Source organism: Paraburkholderia sp. MPAMCS5, from assembly GCF_036016995.1.
Classification (GTDB): domain Bacteria; phylum Pseudomonadota; class Gammaproteobacteria; order Burkholderiales; family Burkholderiaceae; genus Paraburkholderia.
This window is the reverse complement of record NZ_JAYXBK010000003.1, coordinates 480,149-501,473: the sequence shown is the minus strand read 5'-3', so window position 1 is coordinate 501,473 and position 21,325 is coordinate 480,149. Positions and strand designations below refer to the sequence as shown.

Below are 21,325 nucleotides of genomic sequence, written 5' to 3'. Positions count from 1 at the left end.
GGGGGTGGACCTGCGCTTGACTGCTCAGTGCCTGATCATCACCGGCGGGCTACATCCATTTCCCGCGATGTTGCTTACCAGTGCATTCCCGCACCGAACGACGCGCCGAACTGGCCGCGCGAGTCCGTGCTGCCTTGCAGCTTGTAGACCCATTTGCCGGTTTCCGACAACTGCGACACGCCGATGGCCAGCGCCGACTGGCCGCCATAGGTGCCGCCGGCCATCGCGACCATGCCGTGGCCGGGCAGGACGGCTTGAGGCAGGCCGGCCATGGCCAGCGCCGATGCGGTGCCACCGTAGGAGTCGCGCCGGGCGGAGCGGATCTGGTCGTCGGTGTAGCTCTTTGCCTGGCCGAGCGCGCCGCTCACGCTTTGCTGCAACTGATTGACGTTGACCGCGTCGGTGCCTTGCACGCCTGCGGCGACATTGGCGATCTGCCGCTCCTGACCTGCCGCGCCGACCGATACCGTGTTGGCCCGATCCGCCACGGAGCCTTGGCCCAGGGCGACGGAGTTCTCGGCACTGGCGGTGGCCGCCGCGCCGATTGCGGTTGCGTTGTTCCCACTTGTGGCGGAGTTGGCGCCTAGCGCGGTTGCGTTATTGCCGCTTGCGATGGCGTTAGCGCCCATTGCGGTTGCGTTGGCGCCGGTGGCCTGCGCGTTCGCGCCGGCTGCGACGGAGTGCGCGCCGGATGACACGGCACTTTCGGTGTCGCGATCGCCTTCGGCGCTGAAGAACGGATTCGCCGCATTGACGACAGCGTTCACCACGGCGGTATCGACAGCGCCGGCAATGGCCGCGTTGAGTTGACCCAGGTTGACGGCGTCGGAAGCGTCGATGCCGTTCGCCACGTTGTGAATGATGGTGCCGCCGCCCGTTGCATCGCCGCCGAGCGTGACGCTGTTCCTGTTGATGCTGCCATCGGACTTCTGGTCGTACATCACAGCGCCGTCGAGTCGGGCGGCGTTGGCGGCGCTCTGGTCGCCCACTGCTTTCAACTGGGCGACGTTGACCGCGTCGGTAGCGGCGGTGCCGGCTGCGACGTTGGTGATCTGGCGTTCTTTGCCTGCTGAGCCAACGGAGACGGTGTTGGCGCGGTCGGCGATCGAGCCTTGGCCGAGCGCGACGGAGTTAGCCGCCGCTGCGCTCGCCTGATAACCGAGTGCCACGGAATTAGCCGCCACCGCGCTTGCCTGATAGCCGAGTGCCACGGAGCCGTCGCTGGCCGCATCGGCGAAGCCGCCGACAGCCGTGCTGAAATCGCCCTGTGCCTTGGCGCTCGTGCCGGCGGCGAAGCTCGCCTCGCCAGCAGCAAGCGACGAACTGCCGACGGCGACTGCGTTGCCGCCGGTTGCGGATGCGTCGTCGGTGCCGTCATTCAAGCCATTTGCCCTGAAATAGCGCGAGGCGTTTGCGCTGACGGCTTGCAACTGGCTGAGATTGACGGCGTCGGTGGCTTCCGTGCCGGCCGCGACGTTCGCGATCTGGCGTTCTTTGCCTGTCGAGCCGACGGAGACGGTGTTCGCCCGGCTGGCGATCGAGCCTTGGCCCAAGGCTACGGAGCCGTCTGCCGATGCGCTGGCGTCATGGCCGATCGCAATCGAGTCGCGGTTGCCGGCAAGCGCGGCATAACCGATGGCAATGCTGCCGTCCGAGGTTGCCGACGCGTACGCGCCGAGCGCGGCGGCGCCGGTTCCCGCTGCCCGCGAGTTGGCGCCCAAAGCCGTGGAGTTGCCGCCGGTGGCCGTAGCCTGCACGCCCGATGCGAGAGCATGGGTGCCGCTCGCGAGGGCATCGTCTGAGCCGTCGGCGACACCTTCCGCCTTGAAATAGTGTTGCGTACTGCTTTGCGCAATTGCATTGACCTTGGTATCGACCGCTTGCAACTGGCTGACATTGACGGCGTCCGTGGCCGCCGCGCCGGCTGCGACGTTCGTCACGCGGCGCTCGTTACCGCTCGCGCCAACCGATACTTCGCCTTTTGCGGCGGCGCCGGCGATTGTCGTCGGATCGGCGTCTTTGGGCACGTAAGCCTGTACGCCGAGATTAGCGGTGGTCGTGGAAGCCGCGCCGAGCGCGACGCTGTTTTCCGCGGATGCCGTCGCGGCATAGCCGAGCGCGACGGAGTTCAATGCGCTGCTGCCGGCCGCATAGCCGAGCGCGGTGGAATTGTCACCTGCGGCCGTTGCCGACGCACCACCGGCGAACGCGCTGTTGCCAGCAGCTGTTGCGGCATAGCCCACAGCAACGGACTGCGTTCCTTTCGCTTGTGCTGCGCTGCCGAAGGCGGTGCTGGAGTCGTTGGCCGCGACGGCGTTGGCCCCCGCCGCAATCGAATCTGCCCCGTTGGCCTGTGTCCCCAAACCGGCTGCCACCGAGCGGGCGCCGGCCGCAATCGATCCCTTCCCGGTTGCAATCGAGCTTTCTCCGGCCGCAATCGCTCCCGTCCCGGTTGCAATCGAACTGTCTCCGGCCGCGTTAGCAGCCAACCCTGCCGCTATGGAGTTGCTGCCGTGAGCAGTCGCGAAGAACCCGGAAGCAATCGAATTGTCGCCTTCTGCGTGCGCCGCGGCTCCCGTGGCGACTGAATTCTCGCCCGTGGCCTGCGCGGTGAGTCCCGTCGCGATTGCATTGTTCGCCGTAGCGGCCGCACCGGCCCCGAAGGCCAGCGAACTCTGGCCGCTGGCGTTCGCATTGAATCCGGCGGCAATCGAGCTGTCGCCCGAGGCGCTCGCGAGCGCTCCCGCAGCGATCGCGCTGGCTCCCGTTGCCTTTGCCAGTGTGCCTAGCGCGATTGAGTTATCCCCCGCCGCATTCGCGCCGTTACCGTTCTGAATTGCGTTGATACCCGCTGCCATTGCATTCGCCCCGGTCAACGTCACCGCGGCAACCAGCACCGCCTCGACCACCTGCTTCTTTCGGGTGGAACTGCGCTTCGTCTTCGACCTCGACGTTTCCGGCGTTGCCACCCATGTTGCCGTCGCTTCACACCAGACTGACTGGTAAATCTTGTTCATTGTTTTAAAACTCCGCGCTGTTGTTTCGTGGTCGGCGTGAGCGCGGATAATCTGATGGGCGTCATCGCCCAATGTCAAAGCGCGCCAGGAATTGGCGGCTATTAATGGTTGAATCTATCGATTGCCATTTCCCGCGTGTTTAGCCGCGTGCCGATTACCTGCATCACGCCAGCATGTCCACAGGATTGATGGGCTGGGCGATGAGAGGAAAGATTGTCGGGGCGCGGAAGGGGGGCAAAAATAAGCCGAATCCGAAACAGGTAAATTTAATTTTTTAATCTTATTTGCATGATCGGTTTTGTCTATAAAATTAAGGTAAATAAAGAGCGACAAAGATAAATCTTAATTATCGTCCCGAGAATTTTAAAATTTCTTAAATAGACGCATTTAAAATAAGAACTATCCTCGCGAGTCATCTGCAGGACAGGCGCAGCCAATGCAAAGTCCTGCGACCGGCCCGTCCCGGGCGATCCGTCCCTTCATTTTCCCCGCGCCGCAAGCCGACCTGCGTCAACCGCAGGCATCGGCAAACGTTCTACAATGACAGTCGTTCTCCGAAGTGAGTTTTCATGCGTAAATTTTTTCTTCCCGGCGTGACAGCCACGTTCGCCGCGGGTTTAGCGCTGGTCGCCGCCGCAGGCTTTTTTTCTCCGGCGGCCCACGCCAACAACGTGATCGTGCTGAATTCCGCCGAAGCCACGCTGAGCCTGATTGACGAGACGACGCACCAGGTCGTCGGCACCGTGCCGACGGGCAAGGAACCGCACCACTTAATGGCGACGCCGGACAATTCCTCGCTGATCGTCGCGAACTCGGTGTCGAACAACCTGATGTTCGTCGATCCGAAAACGGGGCAGGTCCAGCGCTGGGTCGAAAACATCGAAGATCCGTATCAGATCGGCTTTTCGCCGGACCACAAATGGCTCGTCACCACCGGTCTGCGCCTCGATCGCCTCGACATCTACCATTACGACCAGAAGAACCAGATGACGCTCGCCTCGCGTCTGCCGCTCGCGGTCATGCCGAGCCACATGGCTTTTACGACCGACAGCAAAACGGTTTTCGTCACGCTGCAGGTTTCCGGCGAACTCGCCGCGATCGACCTGGCCACGCAAACCGTAAAGTGGAAAATGAAGGTCGGCAAGGTGCCGGCCGGCTTGTGGATGACGCCGGGCGAAAAGTATCTGCTCGTCGGCATGACCGGCGCCGACTACGTCGCCGTGGTCGACTGGCGCACGCAGAAGGTCGTCAAGACGATCCACACCGGCAACGGCGCGCACAACTTCCGCTCGCTCGCCGACGGCAAGCACGTCGCGGTGTCGAACCGCGTGGCGAGCACCATCAGCATCATCGACGAAGACTCGCTCACCAATGTCGGCGACATCACCGGCCTGATGCCCGGACCGGACGATATGGAACTTTCCGCCGACAAACGTTATCTGTGGGTAACGTTCCGCTTCGCGAAGCACGTCGGCATCATCGACCTGAACACCCGCAAGCTCATCCAGACGATCGCCGTAGGCCGCTCGCCGCACGGCATCTATTTCTTTAATCGCGCGCCGGTCACGGCGCCGAACGGCGCGTGATAATGCGTGCATGCATGCCGCGAATGAGCGCGCCGAAACGATCGAAGTAACCCGACTAGCGCCATGTTCCATCTGATCTTCTCTTCCCTCGACAACTTCGTCTCCGCCGTGCAGACGTTGCTGTACGTCGACGTGGTGCAGCCGCTGCTGTTCCACTTCGACCTGATGGACTATGACGAAGACACGTATGACAGTCTGTATTGGGTGATCGTGGGCGTTCTCGAGGTGCTGGCCATGTACGCGGTGCTTCGTCCGCTGGAGGCGCTGCGTCCGGTCGAGCAATGGGACAACCGCAAGGCGGTGCGCGTGGACGTCATCTACACGTGGATCGCCAAGCTGGGCATTCTCAACCTGTTTTTTTTCTTCGCGCTACAGCCGTTTTTCGACAATGTCCAGGCATGGCTGCGGCTGCGCAACATCTCGAATATCGAGTTCGACAATCTGTGGCCCGGCGTGACGACGCAGCCGCTCGTCACGTTCGTGATGTATCTGCTCGCGCTCGATTTCGCCGGCTACTGGTATCACCGCTGGCAACACCGCATTGGCGTGTGGTGGGAGCTGCACGCGGTGCATCACAGCCAGCAGCAAATGTCGCTATGGGCGGACGACCGCAATCATCTGCTGGACGACCTGATGCAGGCGTCGTTCTTCGCAGTGATCGCGCTGGCCATCGGCGTGCCGCCGTCGCAGTTCGTCGTGCTGGTCGCGATCACGAACCTCGCGCAAAGCGTGCAGCACGCCAACATCCGCCTGTACTTCGGCTGGCTCGGCGAGCGTCTGCTGGTCAGCCCGACATTTCATCGACGTCATCACGCCATCGGTTTCGGTCATGAAGGCCTCAAATACGGCTGCAATTTCGGCGTGCTGTTTCCCTGGTGGGACATGTTGTTTCGGAGCGCCTCGTGGAGCCGAGAGATGGAGCCGACCGGCATCAGCGACCAACTCCAGGGCCGCCGTTACGGCGAAGGCTTCTGGGCGCAGCACTGGCTCGCGTTCGTGCGGATTGCCGGCCGTCTGTCGGGCAGGCGCCGCAATCAGGGCGGCGTGAGCGCCGTCTGAGCCGTTTATCCGAGCCTTCCGTCTGACCTTTTCCCTGCACGCGCAGCCGGTTTTCCCGGCGGTGCGCCACGTGGTTTATCCTGTCCACGTTCGGGCGCGCTCCGCACACGGCGCGCGCCTCGATCATCGGTCCGTTGCGCGGTTTCTATCCGCCGTTTCCATTTATCGTTGCATTCACCGGCACTGGCTCGCATGAATGATCTTCTGCGCTCGTTCGGGCGTGCGCTCGCAAGCGCGCTCCACCCGCGCATGCTCTGGCTGACCTTCATGCCGTTCCTTGCGGCGACGGTCGGGTGGGGCGTGATCCTGTGGTTTTCCTGGCAGACGCTGATTGGCGCGACCCGCGCCTGGCTCGAAAACTGGTCGTTTACGGTCACGCTTTACCATCTGTTCGACTCGCTCGGTTTTTCCGGCCTGCACGTGGCCATGGCGCCGTTTCTCGTGATCGCGATGACGATTCCGCTGATCGTCGTCACGGTGTTGCTGCTGATCGCCACGCTGTCCATGCCTGCCGTCATCCGCTTTCTTTCGACGCGTCAGTTCGCGAGCCTCGAAATGCGCCGCGGCGGAACGTGGTACGGAAGCCTCGGCCAGGCGCTGTGGACAACACTGGTATGTCTCGTGCTGCTGATCGTCACGCTGCCGCTGTGGCTCGTGCCGCCGTTCTTCGCGCTGATTCCGCCGCTGCTGTGGGGCTGGCTCACTTATCGCGTGATGAGCTACGACGCGCTCGCGCTGCACGCCACCCGCGAGGAGCGGCGCGCGCTGGTCAAGCGGTTCCGGTTGCCGCTGCTGCTGATCGGCGTCGCCAGTGGTTTGCTGGGTTCGCTGCCCACGCTGCTGTGGGCGTCGTCGGTGTGGCTGGTCGTGCTGTTCCCGGTCATCACTGCGGTGACGATCTGGATCTACGCGTTCATCCTCGTGTTCTCGGCGCTCTGGTTTGGCTACTACTGCTTGCGGGCGCTGCAACGCATGCGCGCGGACGAAGCTGGCGGCGTGCGGCACGCAGCGCCGGTTCCCTATTGATCAACGCATGATCTAACCGAAGAGGCGGCAATGGCATTTGGCGTCATCATCATTGGCGATGAAATTCTGTCGGGCAGGCGCGTCGACAAGCATCTGCCGAAAGTCATCGAACTCCTGGGCGCGCGTGGCCTCGCGCTCGGCTGGGCCGAATATGTCGGCGACGACCCGCAACGCATCACGGCGACGCTGCGGCGCACGTTCGAATCCGGCGATGTCGTGTTTTCCACGGGCGGTATCGGCGCGACACCCGACGACCATACGCGCCAATGCGCGGCGGCGGCGCTCGGCGTGCCGCTGGCGCTGCATCCGGAGGCTCGGCAGGCGATTCAGGAACGCATTCGCGACATGTATCCCGCCAACGCGGCCACGCCGCTCGATCTGAACTCGCCGGAGAACCTGCATCGCCTGAATATGGGCACGTATCCGGAAGGCGCGTCGATCATTCCGAACGGCTACAACAAGATTCCAGGCTTTTCGATTCGCGAGCACTACTTTGTGCCGGGCTTCCCGGTCATGGCGTGGCCGATGATTGAATGGGTCCTCGACACGCATTACGTGCATTTGCATCACGCCACGCCGCATGCGGAAAAATCGCTGCTGGTGTTCGAGTTGCCGGAGTCGCGGCTCACGCCGCTCATGGAAAAGATCGAGCACGATTTTCCGGGCGTGCGGGTGTTCAGTCTGCCGAGCGTGGGCGACGCCGAGCGCGGCGGCGTCTACGCCCGGCATCACATCGACCTTGGTGTGAAGGGCGAGCCGGAGGCGGTGGCGGCGGCCTTCGTCAAGCTGCGCGAGGGGGTGCACCTGCTGGGCGGCGACGTCGTGGAACACGAAGCCGCCGGGACGAAGCCGCGCGCCTGACCGGTGCGATGAGGCGGCGCGCGTGTGAAGGGACGGTCGGCGGCTGCGTTGCCGCGCGTCCTAAACGGTGTGCGACCGGATACGTCCCGTCCAGGTCCGGTTCAGGTCGGGCTTACCTCATCAAGCGCCGATCCACGGCAAGCCCCGAAAGCACCAGCCCGATACCGTTTTCCGGTGCCCTTGGCCGTCCTTGTCGCCTTCGAAGCCTTCCAGCAGGTCGTACGCCTTCGTGAATCCGACCTGCGCGGCGGCGATGGCGGCGAGCTTGGAGCGCGCGGCGCTGCGGCACAGGAACAGCACCGGCGTATCGTGTGAGGCAACCTCGCTCAACTGATGCAGAAACTCCTGATTTGGCACGGCGCCCGGATAACGCGTCCATTCCAGATGCACGTATTGCCCGTCGCCGATCACCGGCCGGCCGACCCAATCCAGCTCGGCGCGCGTGCGCACATCGACAAGACGCGTGCGCGGGTCGATCTGAAGCAGTTCGAACGCTTCAACCGGGGAGACCGCGCCCGCGTAGGGCAACTGATTGTCGGTGCGGCGTTTCTCAGCGTGCGAATACAACTCTTCCAGCGTGCTCATGAGCCAGTCTCCTTGACCAAATAAACATTCTAGCGCGCGGCGCCGGGCCCGCGACGCCTGGCCACGCGCAGAACAGAGCGCGTCGCGCAAGCCGCCTCGCGCTCGATATTGGTGCAAAATTGAATGGATGCACCACAATGGAATGTCGGGGCGCGCAGCGCGACTGAGGTGCACTTTTTTGGTGCCCGCATCGGCTGCTGGATTTAGGGGCTGCATGCCGAGCGGTGCGCGGATTCCCTGCAAACGCGCGCGCCGCGTGGTTTTGCGCCTTGCTGGCGCACAGATGGCACAGATGCTGCTTTATTGGTGTCGATCGATCCGCGACGGCTGATTTTCATATTCGCTCCTCACAATTGAGGGGTGGACGCGCCGGGACGGGTCAGCTAGATTGGGCGGCGGCTGAATCCGCCGAATTCGTTAATCAGGAGATAGGTTATGAGTAAATCCGTGGCCGACGTCGTTCAACTCGTCAAAGACGAAGACGTCAAGTTTGTCGACTTTCGTTTCACCGACACGCGCGGCAAAGAGCAACACGTTTCGGTGCCGGTGTCGGCATTCGATGAAGACAAGTTCGAAAGCGGCCATGCGTTTGACGGTTCGTCGATTGCCGGTTGGAAGGGCATCGAAGCATCGGACATGTTGCTGATTCCGGACGCGAACACGGCCTTCATCGACCCGTTCTATGAAGAATCCACTCTGGTCCTGACCTGCGACGTCGTCGAACCGGCGGACGGCAAGGGCTACGAGCGCGACCCGCGTTCGCTCGCCAAGCGCGCTGAAGCCTATCTGAAAAGCTCGGGCCTCGGCGACACGGCATTCTTCGGTCCGGAACCGGAATTCTTCATTTTCGACTCGGTCCAGTGGAACACGGATCAGTCGGGCTGCTTCGTCAAGATCGGTTCGGAAGAAGCGCCGTGGTCCTCGTCGAAGGAATTCGAAGGCGGCAACACCGGCCACCGTCCGGGCACGAAGGGCGGCTACTTCCCGGTCGCGCCGGTCGACACGTTCCAGGACATCCGCTCGGAAATGTGCCTGCTGCTCGAACAGATCGGCATTCCGGTCGAAGTGCATCACCACGAAGTCGCGGGTCAAGGTCAGAACGAAATCGGCACGAAGTTCTCGACGCTCGTGCAGCGCGCCGACTGGTTGCAGCAAATGAAGTACATCATCCAGAACGTTGCGCACACGTACGGCAAGACGGCTACGTTCATGCCGAAGCCGATCGTCGGCGATAACGGTTCGGGCATGCACGTTCACCAGTCGATCTGGAAAGACGGCCAGAACCTGTTCGCGGGCAATGGCTATGCAGGTCTGTCGGAATTCGCGCTGTTCTACATCGGCGGCATCATCAAGCATGCTCGCGCGCTGAACGCGATCACGAACCCCGGCACGAACTCGTACAAGCGCCTCGTGCCGCACTTCGAAGCACCGGTCAAGCTCGCTTACTCGGCGCGCAACCGTTCGGCATCGATCCGTATTCCGCACGTGAGCAACCCGAAGGGCCGCCGTATCGAAACGCGCTTCCCGGACCCGCTGGCGAATCCGTACCTGTGCTTCTCCGCGCTGATGATGGCGGGTCTGGACGGCGTGCAGAACAAGATTCACCCGGGCGAAGCCGCCGACAAGAACCTGTACGACCTGCCGCCGGAAGAGGATGCAAAGATCCCGACCGTGTGCGCCGGCCTCGACCAGGCTCTGGACGCGCTCGACGCGGACCGCGAATTCCTGACGCGCGGCGGCGTGTTCACGGATTCGATGCTCGACGCGTACATCGAACTGAAGACGAACGAGCTGCAGCGTTATCGTCAGTCGGTGCACCCGATCGAATTCGAAATGTACTACTCGCTGTAAGCGGCCATGGCGCTTCGCTCAAACGGCGAAGCGCTTTGTCCGACGCTCGCGATCGGTCACGAAGGGACGGCGGCGCCGTCCCTTTTTCGTTAGACCGGTCGCAACGGTTTGCCACCATCTCCTATCGGCCGGACTGCAAGATGGTTCTAAAGAATCTGATCAAGGCGAGGAAAGGGCACGAAGAGACGCTGTCCGATGACGCGCAGCTCGTGGCTTCCGGTCTGCTGCCGGGCTTCGAGGCATTGCCCACGGTCGTGCTGATACTCGACAAGCGCACGCTGCGGGTCGCGTTCGCGAATCCGTCGGCGGAGTCGATGCTCGAACTGTCGCGCAAGCAACTGACGCAGATGGCGTGGCCGGACATCTTCTCGAATGCGGACGAACTGATCGCCACCATCACCGCGATCGCCGCACACCGTTTTCAGGCGACGCATCTCGACGCCGTGCTGGAGCGTCCCGGCCACGAGCCGCTGCACGTGCACGCGATCGTCGGCTTTCTGGAAAGCGCGCAAGACTACGTGCTGCTCGAACTGTTCGAGAACGAGCGGCATTTGCGCACCGACCGCGAGGAGCGCATCAACGACCTCACGGCCGTCAACAAACATCTGATCCGCAATCTCGCGCACGAGATCAAGAATCCGCTCGGCGGCATTCGCGGCGCGGCGCAGTTGCTCGAATTCGAACTCGGCGAGCGACAGCGCGACGAATTGCGCGAGTACACGCAGGTCATCATCAAGGAATCGGACCGCTTGCAAACGCTGGTCGACCGTTTGCTCGAACCGCACCGTCATCCGCATATTGTCGGCGACGTGAATATTCACGAAGTGTGCGAACGCGTGCGACAGGTGATTCTCGCCGAGTTTCCGCGCGGCCTCACGATCGAACGCGATTACGACGTGAGCGTGCCCGACTTGCGCGGCGACAAGGAGCAACTGATCCAGGCGCTGCTGAACATCGTGCGCAATGCGGCCGAAGCCTTGCGCGAACGCATTTCCCAAGGCGACGCGCGCATTGAATTGCGCACACGCATCGCGCGCAAGATCACGATCTCGAAACGCTTATGTAAGCTGGCACTGGACTTGCATATCATCGACAACGGCCCGGGCATTCCCGAGGAAATCCGTGACCGCATTTTCTATCCGCTCGTATCGGGGCGCGAGGACGGCAGCGGTCTCGGTCTGACGCTCGCGCAGACGTTCGTGCAGCAGCACGACGGTCTGATCGAGGTGGAAAGCCGGCCCGGCCACACCGAGTTTCAGATTCTGCTGCCGCTCGACTACTGACGCGCCTCTGCACACTGCATGCATCTCAAGACTTCTGACCGACCTATATGAAGCCGATCTGGATAGTAGACGACGATCAATCGATTCGCTGGGTGCTTGAAAAAGCGCTCGCTCGCGAAAACTTCGCGACCCGCAGCTTTGCGAATGTGCGCGAGGCGTCGGCGGCGCTCGAACACGACAGCCCGCAGGTGCTGGTGTCCGACATCAGGATGCCTGGAGGTTCCGGCCTCGAATTGCTGCAAACGGTGCGCGACAAGGTGCCGGGCTTGCCCGTCATCATCATGACCGCGTTTTCCGATCTGGATAGCGCGGTCGCCGCATTCCAGGGCGGCGCCTTCGAATATCTCGCGAAGCCGTTCGACGTCGACAAGGCGGTCGAGCTGATCCGCCGCGCGGTGGACGAGAGCATGCGCGGCGAACAGACGTGGGACGAGCGCGTCGCCGATGCACCGGAAATGCTCGGCCAGGCGCCGGCGATGCAGGACATGTTCCGCGCGATCGGCCGTTTGTCCCATTCCGCGGCAACCGTGCTCATTACCGGCGAATCGGGCACCGGAAAGGAACTGGTCGCGCGCGCGTTGCACCGTCATAGCCCACGCGCGAACGGTCCATTCATTGCGCTCAACACGGCGGCGATTCCCAAGGATCTGTTGGAATCCGAACTATTCGGACACGAGCGCGGCGCGTTCACCGGCGCTCAGGCGATGCGCCAGGGGCGCTTCGAACAGGCCGAGAACGGCACGCTGTTTCTCGACGAAATCGGCGATATGCCGTTCGATTTGCAGACGCGTCTGTTGCGCGTGCTGTCGGACGGCCAGTTCTATCGTGTCGGCGGACACAATCCGCTGCGCGCCAATGTGCGCGTGATCGCGGCGACGCACCAGAATCTCGAATCGCGCGTCCGTCAAGGGCTGTTCCGCGAAGACCTGTATCACCGGCTCAACGTGATCCGCTTGCGTTTGCCGGCGTTGCGCGAGCGCAGCGAAGACATCCCGTTGCTCACGCGGCACTTCCTGCAAAAGAGCGCGCGCGATCTCGGCGTCGAGCCGAAGCGCGTGTCGGAAGAAGCGCTCGCCTATCTCGCGTCGCTGCCGTTTCCGGGCAACGTGCGGCAGTTGGAGAATCTCGCCAACTGGCTCACGGTGATGGCGCCCGCGCAGACTATCGAGATCAAGGACTTGCCACCGGATCTCGGTCCGGTGCAAGGCGGCGCGACGGACGCGGGCGGCGGCGTTGCCGTCGGCGTCGGTATGCCCGTTACGGCGGACGCGAGCCTCGCGGGCGGCGCGCCATTGAACGGGGGAATAGCGGCGGCGCTTCCGGCGGCAAGCGGCATGCCGGTCGCCGCGCCGGTCAGCGCGTGGGAAGGCGGCCTGCGCACGGAAGTCGCGCGCATGCTCCGCGAGAATTCCGCCGATGTGATGGACGAACTGGCGCGCCGCTTCGAAGCCGCGGTGATCCGGGAGGCCCTCGACTTCACGCGCGGACGCAAAGTCGAAGCGGCCGAGCGTCTTGGCATCGGCCGCAATACGATTACCCGCAAGATCCAGGAACTCAACCTCGAGTCCTGATTTCCGCGCGGCGGGGGCGGAGCGGAGCGCAAGCGGCTGCTCCGGGCGTCGCAAGGCATAATGAACGCTGTTTTCCATCAACAGCCGACGATGCCCGCTGCTTCCTCCGTTCCTCCCGCCTCCCGTTCCGACTCTTTTGCCTGGCCGCTTTCGCCCGATCCTTTTCTATCGCTCGAAGCGCTCGACGATCCCGACGCGCTCGCGTGGGTCGAGAAACAGAATGCCCGCACGCGCGCCGCATGGTGCAGCGGCGCACCCTTCGAAGCGCTCAAGCAACGGCTCGCCGACGCCTATCTGCCGCACGAGCGGCCGGTCATTCCCGATCGGTGGAAAGACTGGGCTTACGACCTGTGGCAGGACGAACGCAATCCCAAAGGCATCTGGCGGCGCACGACGTGGGCGGCGTGGCGCGGCGGCCAGCCCGAATGGCAGAACCTGATCGACTTCGACGCGCTCGGCGAGGCCGAAGGCACGCCGTGGGTGTGCGTCGAGTTCGACATTCTTTATCCCGATGGCGATCGGGCCCTGATCACGATGTCGCCGGGCGGATCGGACGCGCTCGTGGTGCGCGAGTTCGATATCGACGCGCAACGTTTTCTCGACGATGGCTTTGCGATTGCGAAGGCGGGCAAACACACGGCATCGTGGATCGACCGCGATACGCTTTATGTCGGCTGGGACAATGGGCGCAAAAGCCTGACGCGCTCCGGCTATCCGCGCGAAGTGCGGCGCTGGACGCGCGGCGCCGCGCTCGCCGAGGCGCCCGTGGTGTTCAGGGGCGCGTTCGGCGACATCGGCGTGGAAGCGCATTACGATCCCGTGGAAAAGCGGCACACGGTGGTGAGCAGCGTCGATTTCTTCGATTCGCACACGTATCACCTCGACGGCACCGACGCAGCCCCGATCACCGCCGATGCCTGGCGGCGCTACGACGTGCCAGCGCACGTGGCAGTGGGCGGATGGCAAGGTTGGCTGCTGCTGGAGCCGCGCCTCGATTGGCATTGCAACGGCAGGGTCTATCCGGGCGGCGCGTTGCTGGCGATTCGCGAAGCGGCGTTCCTGCGCGGCGCCCGCGACGTGACGCCACTCTTTACGCCGAACGCGCGGACGTCGGCGTGCGAGTGGACCCATACGCGCAACCAGCTCATCGTCTCGTATCTGGAAGACGTGGAGAACAAGACGCTGCTGTTCACGCCGTCGCAAACGGACGATGACACGTGGCACTGGCAGCAGCGACTCTTTCCCACGCACGGCGATGCACAAGCCGATGTTTCGCCGGTCGAATCGACGCTGAACGACGAGGTGTTCGTCGATACCGACGACTACCTGCAACCGCCCGCGTACTGGCTCGCCGATCTCGCGCGCGAGGCGCTGAGCGAATGGGAGTTGCTCGATCGCTGGCCGACCCAGTTCGACGCGACGCGCTTCACGGTGACGCGTGGCCATGCGATTTCCGCCGACGGCACACGTGTGCCGTACACGGTGATCGGACCGCGCGTCGAGCAGGATGCGGCGCGCGCGCAGCATGCCTCGCGGCCATGCCTGCTCACCGGCTACGGCGGTTTTGCGATTCCGTTGCTGCCGACCTATCTGACGGGGCAGGGCATCGGCTGGCTCGAGCGCGGCGGCGTGTACGTGGTCGCGCATATTCGCGGCGGCGGCGAGTTCGGCACGCGCTGGCATACGGCGGCGCAAGGCGAGCATCGGCAACGCGCGTTCGACGATTTCATCGTCGTCGCCGAGGCGCTCATTGAAAGCGGCGTGACAAGCGCTGCGCAGCTCGGCATTCAGGGCGGCAGCAACGGCGGCCTGCTGGTGGCGGCATGCATGGTGCAGCGGCCCGAGCTGTTCGGCGCGGTCGTGTGCGAAGTGCCGCTGCTCGATATGAGCCGCTACCACCTGCTGCATGCGGGCGCGTCATGGATCGACGAATACGGCGATCCCGACGATGCCGGCGACGCGCGCGCGCTGGCCGCTTACTCGCCCTATCACCGCGTGGCGGCGGGCGTGAAATATCCGCCGGTGCTGTTCACGACATCGACTGCGGACGACCGCGTGCATCCGGGCCACGCGCGCAAGATGGCCGCGCGCATGCAGGCGCTCGGCGCGGACGGCGTGTGGTATCGCGAGAATACGGAAGGCGGCCACGGCGGCTCCGATGAACTGGAGCAGGCCGAGCACGATGCAATGGTGTTCGAGTTTCTTTGGACGACGTTGAACGCTTCCGGCCTGAGCGCTTGAGATTCGCGAAGCATTCTCCGGCAGGGATTGCTCAGCCGATTTGCGCGACGACCGGTGCGTGGTCCGACGGCTGCTCCCACTTGCGCGGCACCTTGTCGATTTCACACGACGAGCATGCTTCGGCCAGCGCCTTCGACAGCAGAATATGATCGATGCGCAGGCCTGCGTTGCGGCGGAACGCCATCATCCGGTAATCCCACCACGAGTAGATTTTTTCGGGCTGCTCGAATTGACGGAACGCGTCGGCGAGCCCGAGTTCGATCAGCCGCACGAACTCCGCGCGTTCTTCCGGCGAGACGAGATTTTGGCCTTCCCACGCCTTCGGATCGTGCACGTCGCGGTCATCCGGTGCGATGTTGTAGTCGCCGAGCAGCGCGAGTTTCGGATACAGCGCCATCTCGCTTTTGACCCAGTCGTGCAGCGCGGCCAGCCAGCGCAGTTTGTACGCGAATTTGTCGGTGCCCGGCGCCTGGCCATTGGGGAAATAGGCCGAAATGACACGCACGCCGTCGATGGTCGCCGCCACCACGCGCTGCTGCAAGTCATCGAAGCCAGGAATATTTCGCACGATGCTGGTTTCGTCCACGTTCAATCCTTCGCGCACGAGGATGCCGACGCCGTTGTAGGTCTTCTGGCCCGCGAACCAGCTCCGGTAGCCTTTTTCCTCCAACTCGGCGCGCGGAAATTTCTCGTCCGGCAGCTTCAGTTCCTGAAGGCACAGCACGTCGGTGCGGCTGGTTTCGAGCCAGTCGATCACGTGCTGCTGACGAACTTTGAGGGAATTGACGTTCCAGGTGGCGATTTTCACGGGAAATTCTCAAACTGATTGGCGCAGGAGCCGTAGCTTACCAGCGCACGCGCGGGCGGGACGACTTTCGCGTGACTTGAGGGCCCGAGCGCGAGTTGGAAATAAAATGCGGATGCACGCCGCGCGCGGCGTATAGTGGGCTCAGTCACAGTTGGACTCACTCAGGCACAGATGTGCGGCGGAGGGCATCATGGCTCGGACTTATCCGGAAGTTTATAAGGACTTCGAAGTACATCCGCTGGTTTTTTCAAGAACGTTCGACAAATTCGACGGCCACAAGCGCGACGCGGAAGGGTACGACGTCGCGGTGCGTGTCTGTCGTCCTGGTGCGATCAGCGGGTCGAAAGCGAGCCGTGTGTTCCGTCTCGTGTTGCCCGCAACGTTCGCGGATTTCGGCGTGGCCAAACGCAGCGCGTGCCGGTACGGCGCGGATATTATCGACGGCAAGATCGAGGGCGCGACGGTTCAGGATCTTTGAGCCGCGGCATCGACCTCTTCGCTTCGGGCAGAATTTTCACGCGATTTCTCGCTTGATGATTTGACGTTTTACTCGCGTCTCTATACAATCTCATTTCTCTGACGCGGGGTGGAGCAGTCTGGCAGCTCGTCGGGCTCATAACCCGAAGGTCGTAGGTTCAAATCCTACCCCCGCAACCAAAGCATTAGTGAGAAGCCCGCTGGCGCAAGCCATGCGGGCTTTTTCATTTGCAGCGCCGGGTTCATGCAAAAAGGCCGCTGTGCTCTGCGACGAATCGCAGCCTCTTCACTCTTTCACTCTGCTCCCACCGCCCACGCCACCGCTGCCTGCGCATGCAAAGCTGTCGTGTCGAATACAGGCAGAGCGGAATCTTCCGGCTTGATCAGCAGCGTAATCTCGGTGCAGCCGAGAATCACCGCTTGCGCGCCACGCGCGGCCAGCGATTCGATCACACGTTGATACACCGCGCGCGACTCGCTCTTCACGTTGCCGTGACACAGCTCGTCGTAAATGATGCGATGCACGTCCGCGCGTTCCGCTTCGTCAGGCACGAGCGTATCGAGCCCGTGGCGCTCGCGCAGGCGGCCTGTGTAGAACGCTTGCTCCATCGTATAGCGCGTGCCGAGCAAACCGACCCGTTCGACGCCGGCCGCCACGAGCGCGCTGCCCGTCGGATCTGCGATATGCAGGAAGGGCACGCCGATCGCCTGCTCGATCGATTCATACACGCGATGCATCGTGTTGGTCGCGAGCATCACGAGTTCCGCGCCGCCGCGTTCGAGTTGGCGCGCGGCATCGGCCATTTGTTGGCCGAGCGCGGCCCAATCGCCCGCGCGCTGATTCGCCTCGATCGGCGCGAAGTCCACGGTCAGCATCAGACTGCGCGCGTTGTGATGGCCGCCAAGGCGCGCCTTCGCGTAACGGTTCAGCAGCCTGTAATACTCGGCGGACGATTCCCAGCTCATCCCGCCGATCACACCGATCGTTTTCATCTGCATGCTCCCGATTGAATCAGCCGAGTATAGGCGGCGGCCGCGCGCGCAGCCGGTACACATCGAGCGCCACGCGCCGGTACGCCATCTTGATAAAACGCCGCGTAAAGCCGTCACGCGCTTTCTGTCGCCGATAGAATTGTCATGAGCAGCAAGCGGACACGGACAAACACGGGAGCGACCTATGGATCTGATCATCCGCCGCGCGATGTTGCCGCGAGGCGCCGCGCCGCAGCAGCACGAGGCGCTCGACATCGGCATTGAGGCGGGGCGCATCGTCGCGGTCGAGGCGAATCTCGCCGCCATCGCGCGCGAGGAAATCGACGCCGCCGGCTCGCTCGTCACGCCGCCGTTCGTCGATCCGCACTTCCATATGGACGCCACGCTTTCCTACGGTTTGCCGCGTGTGAACGCGTCCGGCACGCTGCTCGAAGGCATCGCGCTGTGGGGTGAGCTTAAGCCGCGGCTCACGCAGGAGGCGCTGATCGAACGCGCGATGCAGTACTGCGACTGGGCGGTCGCGCGCGGGCTGCTCGCCATTCGTAGTCACGTGGATGTGTGCGATCCGCGCCTACTTGCCGTCGAGGCGCTCGTCGAAGTGAAGCGCCGTGTCGCGCCGTATCTCGACTTGCAACTGGTGGCTTTTCCGCAGGACGGCGTGCTGCGCAGCGCCGGCGCTTTCGACAACCTCAAGCGGTCTATCGCGATGGGCGTCGACGTGGTCGGCGGCATTCCGCATTTCGAGCGCACGATGGCCGACGGCGCGCAATCCGTGCGCATGCTGTGCGAATTCGCGGCCGAGCAGGGCTTGCGCGTCGACATGCATTGCGACGAATCGGACGATCCCATGTCGCGTCACATCGAAACGCTCGCGGCCGAAACGCATCGTCTCGGCTTGCACGGGCGCGTCACCGGCTCGCACCTGACGTCGATGCATTCGATGGACAACTACTACGTCAGCAAACTCCTGCCGCTCATGTGCGAATCCGGCGTTGCGGCCATCGCAAATCCGCTGATCAACATCACGTTGCAGGGACGCAGCGACACGTATCCGAAGCGGCGCGGCATGACGCGCGTACCCGAGATGATGGCGGCGGGCATCAACGTCGCGTTCGGCCACGATTGCGTGATGGACCCGTGGTACAGCCTCGGTTCGGGCGACATGCTCGAAGTCGCGCACATGGGCTTGCACGTCGCGCAGATGACGGGCGTCGAGGGCATGCACGCGTGTTTCGACGCGGTCACGGTGAACGCCGCGCGTATTCTCGGCCTCGACGGCTACGGTGTGGCGCCGGGCTGCGCGGCCAATCTCGTGCTGCTCGACGCGCGCGATCCGGTGGAAGCGATCCGCCTGCGCGCGACGCGCCTCGCGGTGGTGAGCCGCGGCAAAGTGGTGAGCCGTGCGCCGGCGGCGCGCGCGACGCTGTCGCTCGAAGGGCGTGTCTCGCAGATTGATTTCAAACTGCATCGCGATTGAGCGATGCGACGTGTGGAGTGGCCAGCGTCGAGCGTCGCCCAAATAAGAAAGCCGGCGTCCGCGCGTGCGGACACCGGCTTTTTCAGAGCGGCGCTGAAATACGCGCCGCGCGCTTTTTCCTAGCCCGGCATTGATGCGAGTTTCAATGCGCGGCGGCGGGCGTCATGCCGTTGTGCCGCAGCAAGGCGTCGATATTCGGCTCGCGTCCACGGAATGCCTTGAACGATTCCATCGCCGGACGGCTGCCGCCCACTTCGAGAATCTCCTTGCGATAACGCATGCCGGTTGCCTGATCGAGCACGCTGCCGCTCGACGCTTGCGCGGCTTCTTCGAATGCCGCGTACGCGTCGGCGGACAGCACTTCGGCCCACTTGTAGCTGTAGTAGCCCGCCGCATAACCGCCCGCGAAAATATGGCTGAACGTGTTCGGCCAACGCGAGAAGGGCGCTTGCGGCACGACATGGAAACGCTCGTTGATCTCGCTCGCGAGTTCGGTCGCGTTCTTCGTGCCGGCCGTGTCGAAGCCGGTATGCAATTGCATGTCGAACATCGAGAACACGATCTGGCGCAAGGTGCCGAGACCGCTCTGAAAATTCTTCGCGGCGAGCATCTTGTCGAACAGCTCGCGCGGCAGCGGCTTCGCGGTTTCGACGTGCGACGTCATGTCGGAGAGCACGTCCCACTCCCAGCAGAAGTTCTCCATGAATTGCGACGGCAATTCGACCGCGTCCCACTCCACGCCGTTGATGCCGGACACGCCGAGTTCATCGACACGCGTCAACATGTGATGCAGACCATGACCGAACTCGTGGAACAGCGTGATGACCTCGTCGTGTGTGAAACAGGCGGGCTTGCCGCCGACGGGCGCCGAGAAGTTGCAGGTGAGATACGCAACCGGCGTCTGCACGCCGCCGTGCGTATGCTTGTGGCGGCCGCGCGCGTCGTCCATCCAGGCGCCGCCGCGTTTGCCTTCGCGTGCATACAGGTCGAGGTAGAACTGCGCGACGAGGCCGCCGTCCTGATTCTCGACGCAGAAAAAGCGCACGTCCGGATGCCAGACGGCGGCCTCGTCGCGACGGATGCGCACGCCGAAGAGCGTCTCCGTGACCTTGAAAAGGCCTTTGAACACGGCGTCTTCAGGGAAATACTGCTTGACCTCGTTTTCGGAGAACGAATAGCGCCTCTGACGCAGACGTTCGGCGGCGAACGTCATGTCCCACGGTTGCAGGTCGCTCAAACCGAGTTCGTTCGCGGCGAATTCGCGCAGCTCCGTCCAGTCCTGCTCTGCATGCGGGCGGGCGCGCGTGGCGAGGTCTTCGAGGAAAGCCATGACCTGTTCCGGCGACTCGGCCATTTTCGGCGCGAGCGACACTTCGGCGAAGTTGCGGTAGCCGAGCATCCGCGCTTCTTCGGCGCGCAGCTTCAACTGTTCGGCGAGCACCGCGGTGTTGTCCCACTCGGCTTTGCCGTTGCCGTATTGCGGGCCGAGTTCCGACGCACGCGTGACATACGCGCGGTACATCGCTTCGCGCATCGGACGATTTTCCGAGTACTGCATGACGGGAAAATACGACGGGAAGTGCAGCGTGAACTTGTAGCCGGTTTTGCCTTCGCGCTCGGCCGCTTCCTTCGCGGCTTCGATCACGTCTTCCGGCAAACCGGCCAATTCGGATTCGTCGCCGGTTTCGACGACGTACGCGTAGCCGTTCGTCGCGTCGAGCACGTGATCGGAAAACGCTTTCGACAACGCAGCCTGGCGTTCCTGCAATTCGGCGAAATGCGGTTTCTGGTCTTCCGGCAATTCCGCGCCGGACAAGCGGAAGTCGCGCAGCGCGTTGCCGAGAATCTTCTTGCGCTCGCCCGTCAGCGAGGCGAATTCGGCGCTCGCATTGAGCGCCTTGTACTTTTCGTACAGCGCGAGATTTTGCCCGACGCTCGACCAGAACTCGGTGACGCGCGGCAGGTTTTCGCCATACACGGCGCGCAACTCGGGTGTGTCGGCCACGGCATTCAGATGGCCGATCACGCTCCACGCGCGCGACAGCGGTTCGGTGGCGCGCTCGACCGGCTCGACCACGTCGGCCCACGAAGCGGGTGTAATCGGCTGGGCGGCCCGCTCGACGGCGGCGGACGCGTCGGCGAGCAACACATCGAGCGCGGGCGTCACATGGACAGGGCGGATTTCGCCAAAGCGCGGCAGGTCGGAAAAATCGAGGAGCGGGTTGTCGTGATTCGAGGCGGTAGTGGACATGAGGCTTCCTGTCTGACGCGGGTGAACGGGTAATCGGTCTTGTGCTTGAGTGGGCGCGCGTGGCGACGCCACGTCGGACGCCACGTCGGCGACCCCAAGCGCCGGATATCAGCATTATTGGGGCAGGGCGCGCCGATTCCAATCGGCCGGCAGACAAATTACCAGATTCGGGGCGGGGGGCGTGCGGTGTGGGGCGTGCGGTTAGCGGCGTGGAGTTCGTGGTGTGCGCCCAGCGGCGT

15 protein-coding genes and 1 tRNA gene are annotated in these 21,325 nt (G+C 63.3%); 11 read left to right on the top strand and 5 right to left on the bottom strand.

Annotated features, from left to right (window positions below; translation table 11 throughout):
• Positions 1 to 74: 74 nt before the first annotated feature.
• On the bottom strand, positions 75 to 3,017 hold the full coding sequence (locus VOM14_RS09770) for a YadA-like family protein (protein WP_327628493.1): 2,943 nt from the start codon (positions 3,015 to 3,017) through the stop codon (positions 75 to 77).
• 569 nt (positions 3,018 to 3,586) lie between these two features.
• Here VOM14_RS09770 and VOM14_RS09765 point away from each other — a divergent pair.
• The 4 genes from VOM14_RS09765 (at position 3,587) to VOM14_RS09750 (ending at position 7,549) form a co-directional block, all read left to right on the top strand.
• Positions 3,587 to 4,603 (top strand): YVTN family beta-propeller repeat protein, encoded by a 1,017-nt coding sequence (locus tag VOM14_RS09765; protein WP_327628492.1) that lies wholly within the window; start codon positions 3,587 to 3,589, stop codon positions 4,601 to 4,603.
• A 63-nt stretch (positions 4,604 to 4,666) separates the two neighbouring features.
• Positions 4,667 to 5,662 (top strand): sterol desaturase family protein, encoded by a 996-nt coding sequence (locus VOM14_RS09760; protein ID WP_327628491.1) that lies wholly within the window; start codon positions 4,667 to 4,669, stop codon positions 5,660 to 5,662.
• A 192-nt stretch (positions 5,663 to 5,854) separates the two neighbouring features.
• Positions 5,855 to 6,688, top strand: a complete 834-nt coding sequence (locus VOM14_RS09755; protein ID WP_327628490.1) for an EI24 domain-containing protein — start codon at positions 5,855 to 5,857, stop codon at positions 6,686 to 6,688.
• 30 nt (positions 6,689 to 6,718) lie between these two features.
• Positions 6,719 to 7,549, top strand: coding sequence for a competence/damage-inducible protein A (locus VOM14_RS09750; RefSeq protein ID WP_327628489.1), 831 nt, complete (start codon positions 6,719 to 6,721; stop codon positions 7,547 to 7,549).
• A gap of 120 nt (positions 7,550 to 7,669) precedes the next feature.
• On the opposite strand, the gene VOM14_RS09745 is transcribed toward VOM14_RS09750, so the two are convergent.
• Entirely contained in the window at positions 7,670 to 8,134 is a 465-nt protein-coding gene (locus VOM14_RS09745; protein WP_327628488.1) for a rhodanese-like domain-containing protein, read from the bottom strand.
• Between the two features lie 435 nt (positions 8,135 to 8,569).
• On the opposite strand from VOM14_RS09745, the gene glnA reads away from it, so the two are divergent.
• From glnA to VOM14_RS09725, 4 genes are all read left to right on the top strand, one after another.
• Positions 8,570 to 9,985: a type I glutamate--ammonia ligase gene (gene glnA / locus VOM14_RS09740; RefSeq protein WP_327628487.1), complete on the top strand. Its 1,416-nt coding sequence runs from the start codon at positions 8,570 to 8,572 to the stop codon at positions 9,983 to 9,985.
• A 140-nt stretch (positions 9,986 to 10,125) separates the two neighbouring features.
• Positions 10,126 to 11,268, top strand: coding sequence for a nitrogen regulation protein NR(II) (gene glnL, locus VOM14_RS09735; RefSeq protein ID WP_327628486.1), 1,143 nt, complete (start codon positions 10,126 to 10,128; stop codon positions 11,266 to 11,268).
• 47 nt (positions 11,269 to 11,315) lie between these two features.
• Positions 11,316 to 12,839, top strand: a complete 1,524-nt coding sequence (gene ntrC, locus VOM14_RS09730) for a nitrogen regulation protein NR(I) (protein ID WP_327628485.1) — start codon at positions 11,316 to 11,318, stop codon at positions 12,837 to 12,839.
• Between the two features lie 90 nt (positions 12,840 to 12,929).
• Positions 12,930 to 15,080 (top strand): prolyl oligopeptidase family serine peptidase, encoded by a 2,151-nt coding sequence (locus tag VOM14_RS09725; protein WP_327628610.1) that lies wholly within the window; start codon positions 12,930 to 12,932, stop codon positions 15,078 to 15,080.
• Positions 15,081 to 15,111: 31 nt separating this feature from the next.
• On the opposite strand, the gene xth is transcribed toward VOM14_RS09725, so the two are convergent.
• Positions 15,112 to 15,888 (bottom strand): exodeoxyribonuclease III, encoded by a 777-nt coding sequence (xth, locus tag VOM14_RS09720; RefSeq protein ID WP_327628484.1) that lies wholly within the window; start codon positions 15,886 to 15,888, stop codon positions 15,112 to 15,114.
• A gap of 190 nt (positions 15,889 to 16,078) precedes the next feature.
• Between xth and VOM14_RS09715 the strand changes: the two genes are divergently transcribed.
• Both VOM14_RS09715 and VOM14_RS09710 read left to right on the top strand, forming a co-directional pair.
• A complete protein-coding gene (locus VOM14_RS09715; RefSeq protein WP_327628483.1) occupies positions 16,079 to 16,366 on the top strand; it encodes a hypothetical protein in 288 nt (95 codons plus the stop codon).
• A 102-nt stretch (positions 16,367 to 16,468) separates the two neighbouring features.
• Positions 16,469 to 16,545, top strand: a tRNA-Met gene (locus VOM14_RS09710).
• Positions 16,546 to 16,659: 114 nt separating this feature from the next.
• Here VOM14_RS09710 and VOM14_RS09705 read toward each other — a convergent pair.
• Positions 16,660 to 17,358 carry an aspartate/glutamate racemase family protein gene (locus tag VOM14_RS09705; protein WP_327628482.1) on the bottom strand — a complete coding sequence of 233 codons (699 nt, stop codon included), beginning with the start codon at positions 17,356 to 17,358 and terminating at the stop codon, positions 16,660 to 16,662.
• A 184-nt stretch (positions 17,359 to 17,542) separates the two neighbouring features.
• On the opposite strand from VOM14_RS09705, the gene VOM14_RS09700 reads away from it, so the two are divergent.
• A complete protein-coding gene (locus tag VOM14_RS09700; protein ID WP_327628481.1) occupies positions 17,543 to 18,835 on the top strand; it encodes an amidohydrolase family protein in 1,293 nt (430 codons plus the stop codon).
• A gap of 142 nt (positions 18,836 to 18,977) precedes the next feature.
• Here the strand turns inward: VOM14_RS09700 and VOM14_RS09695 are convergent, their stop codons facing one another.
• Positions 18,978 to 21,086, bottom strand: coding sequence for a M3 family metallopeptidase (locus tag VOM14_RS09695; protein WP_327628480.1), 2,109 nt, complete (start codon positions 21,084 to 21,086; stop codon positions 18,978 to 18,980).
• Positions 21,087 to 21,325: the final 239 nt, after the last annotated feature.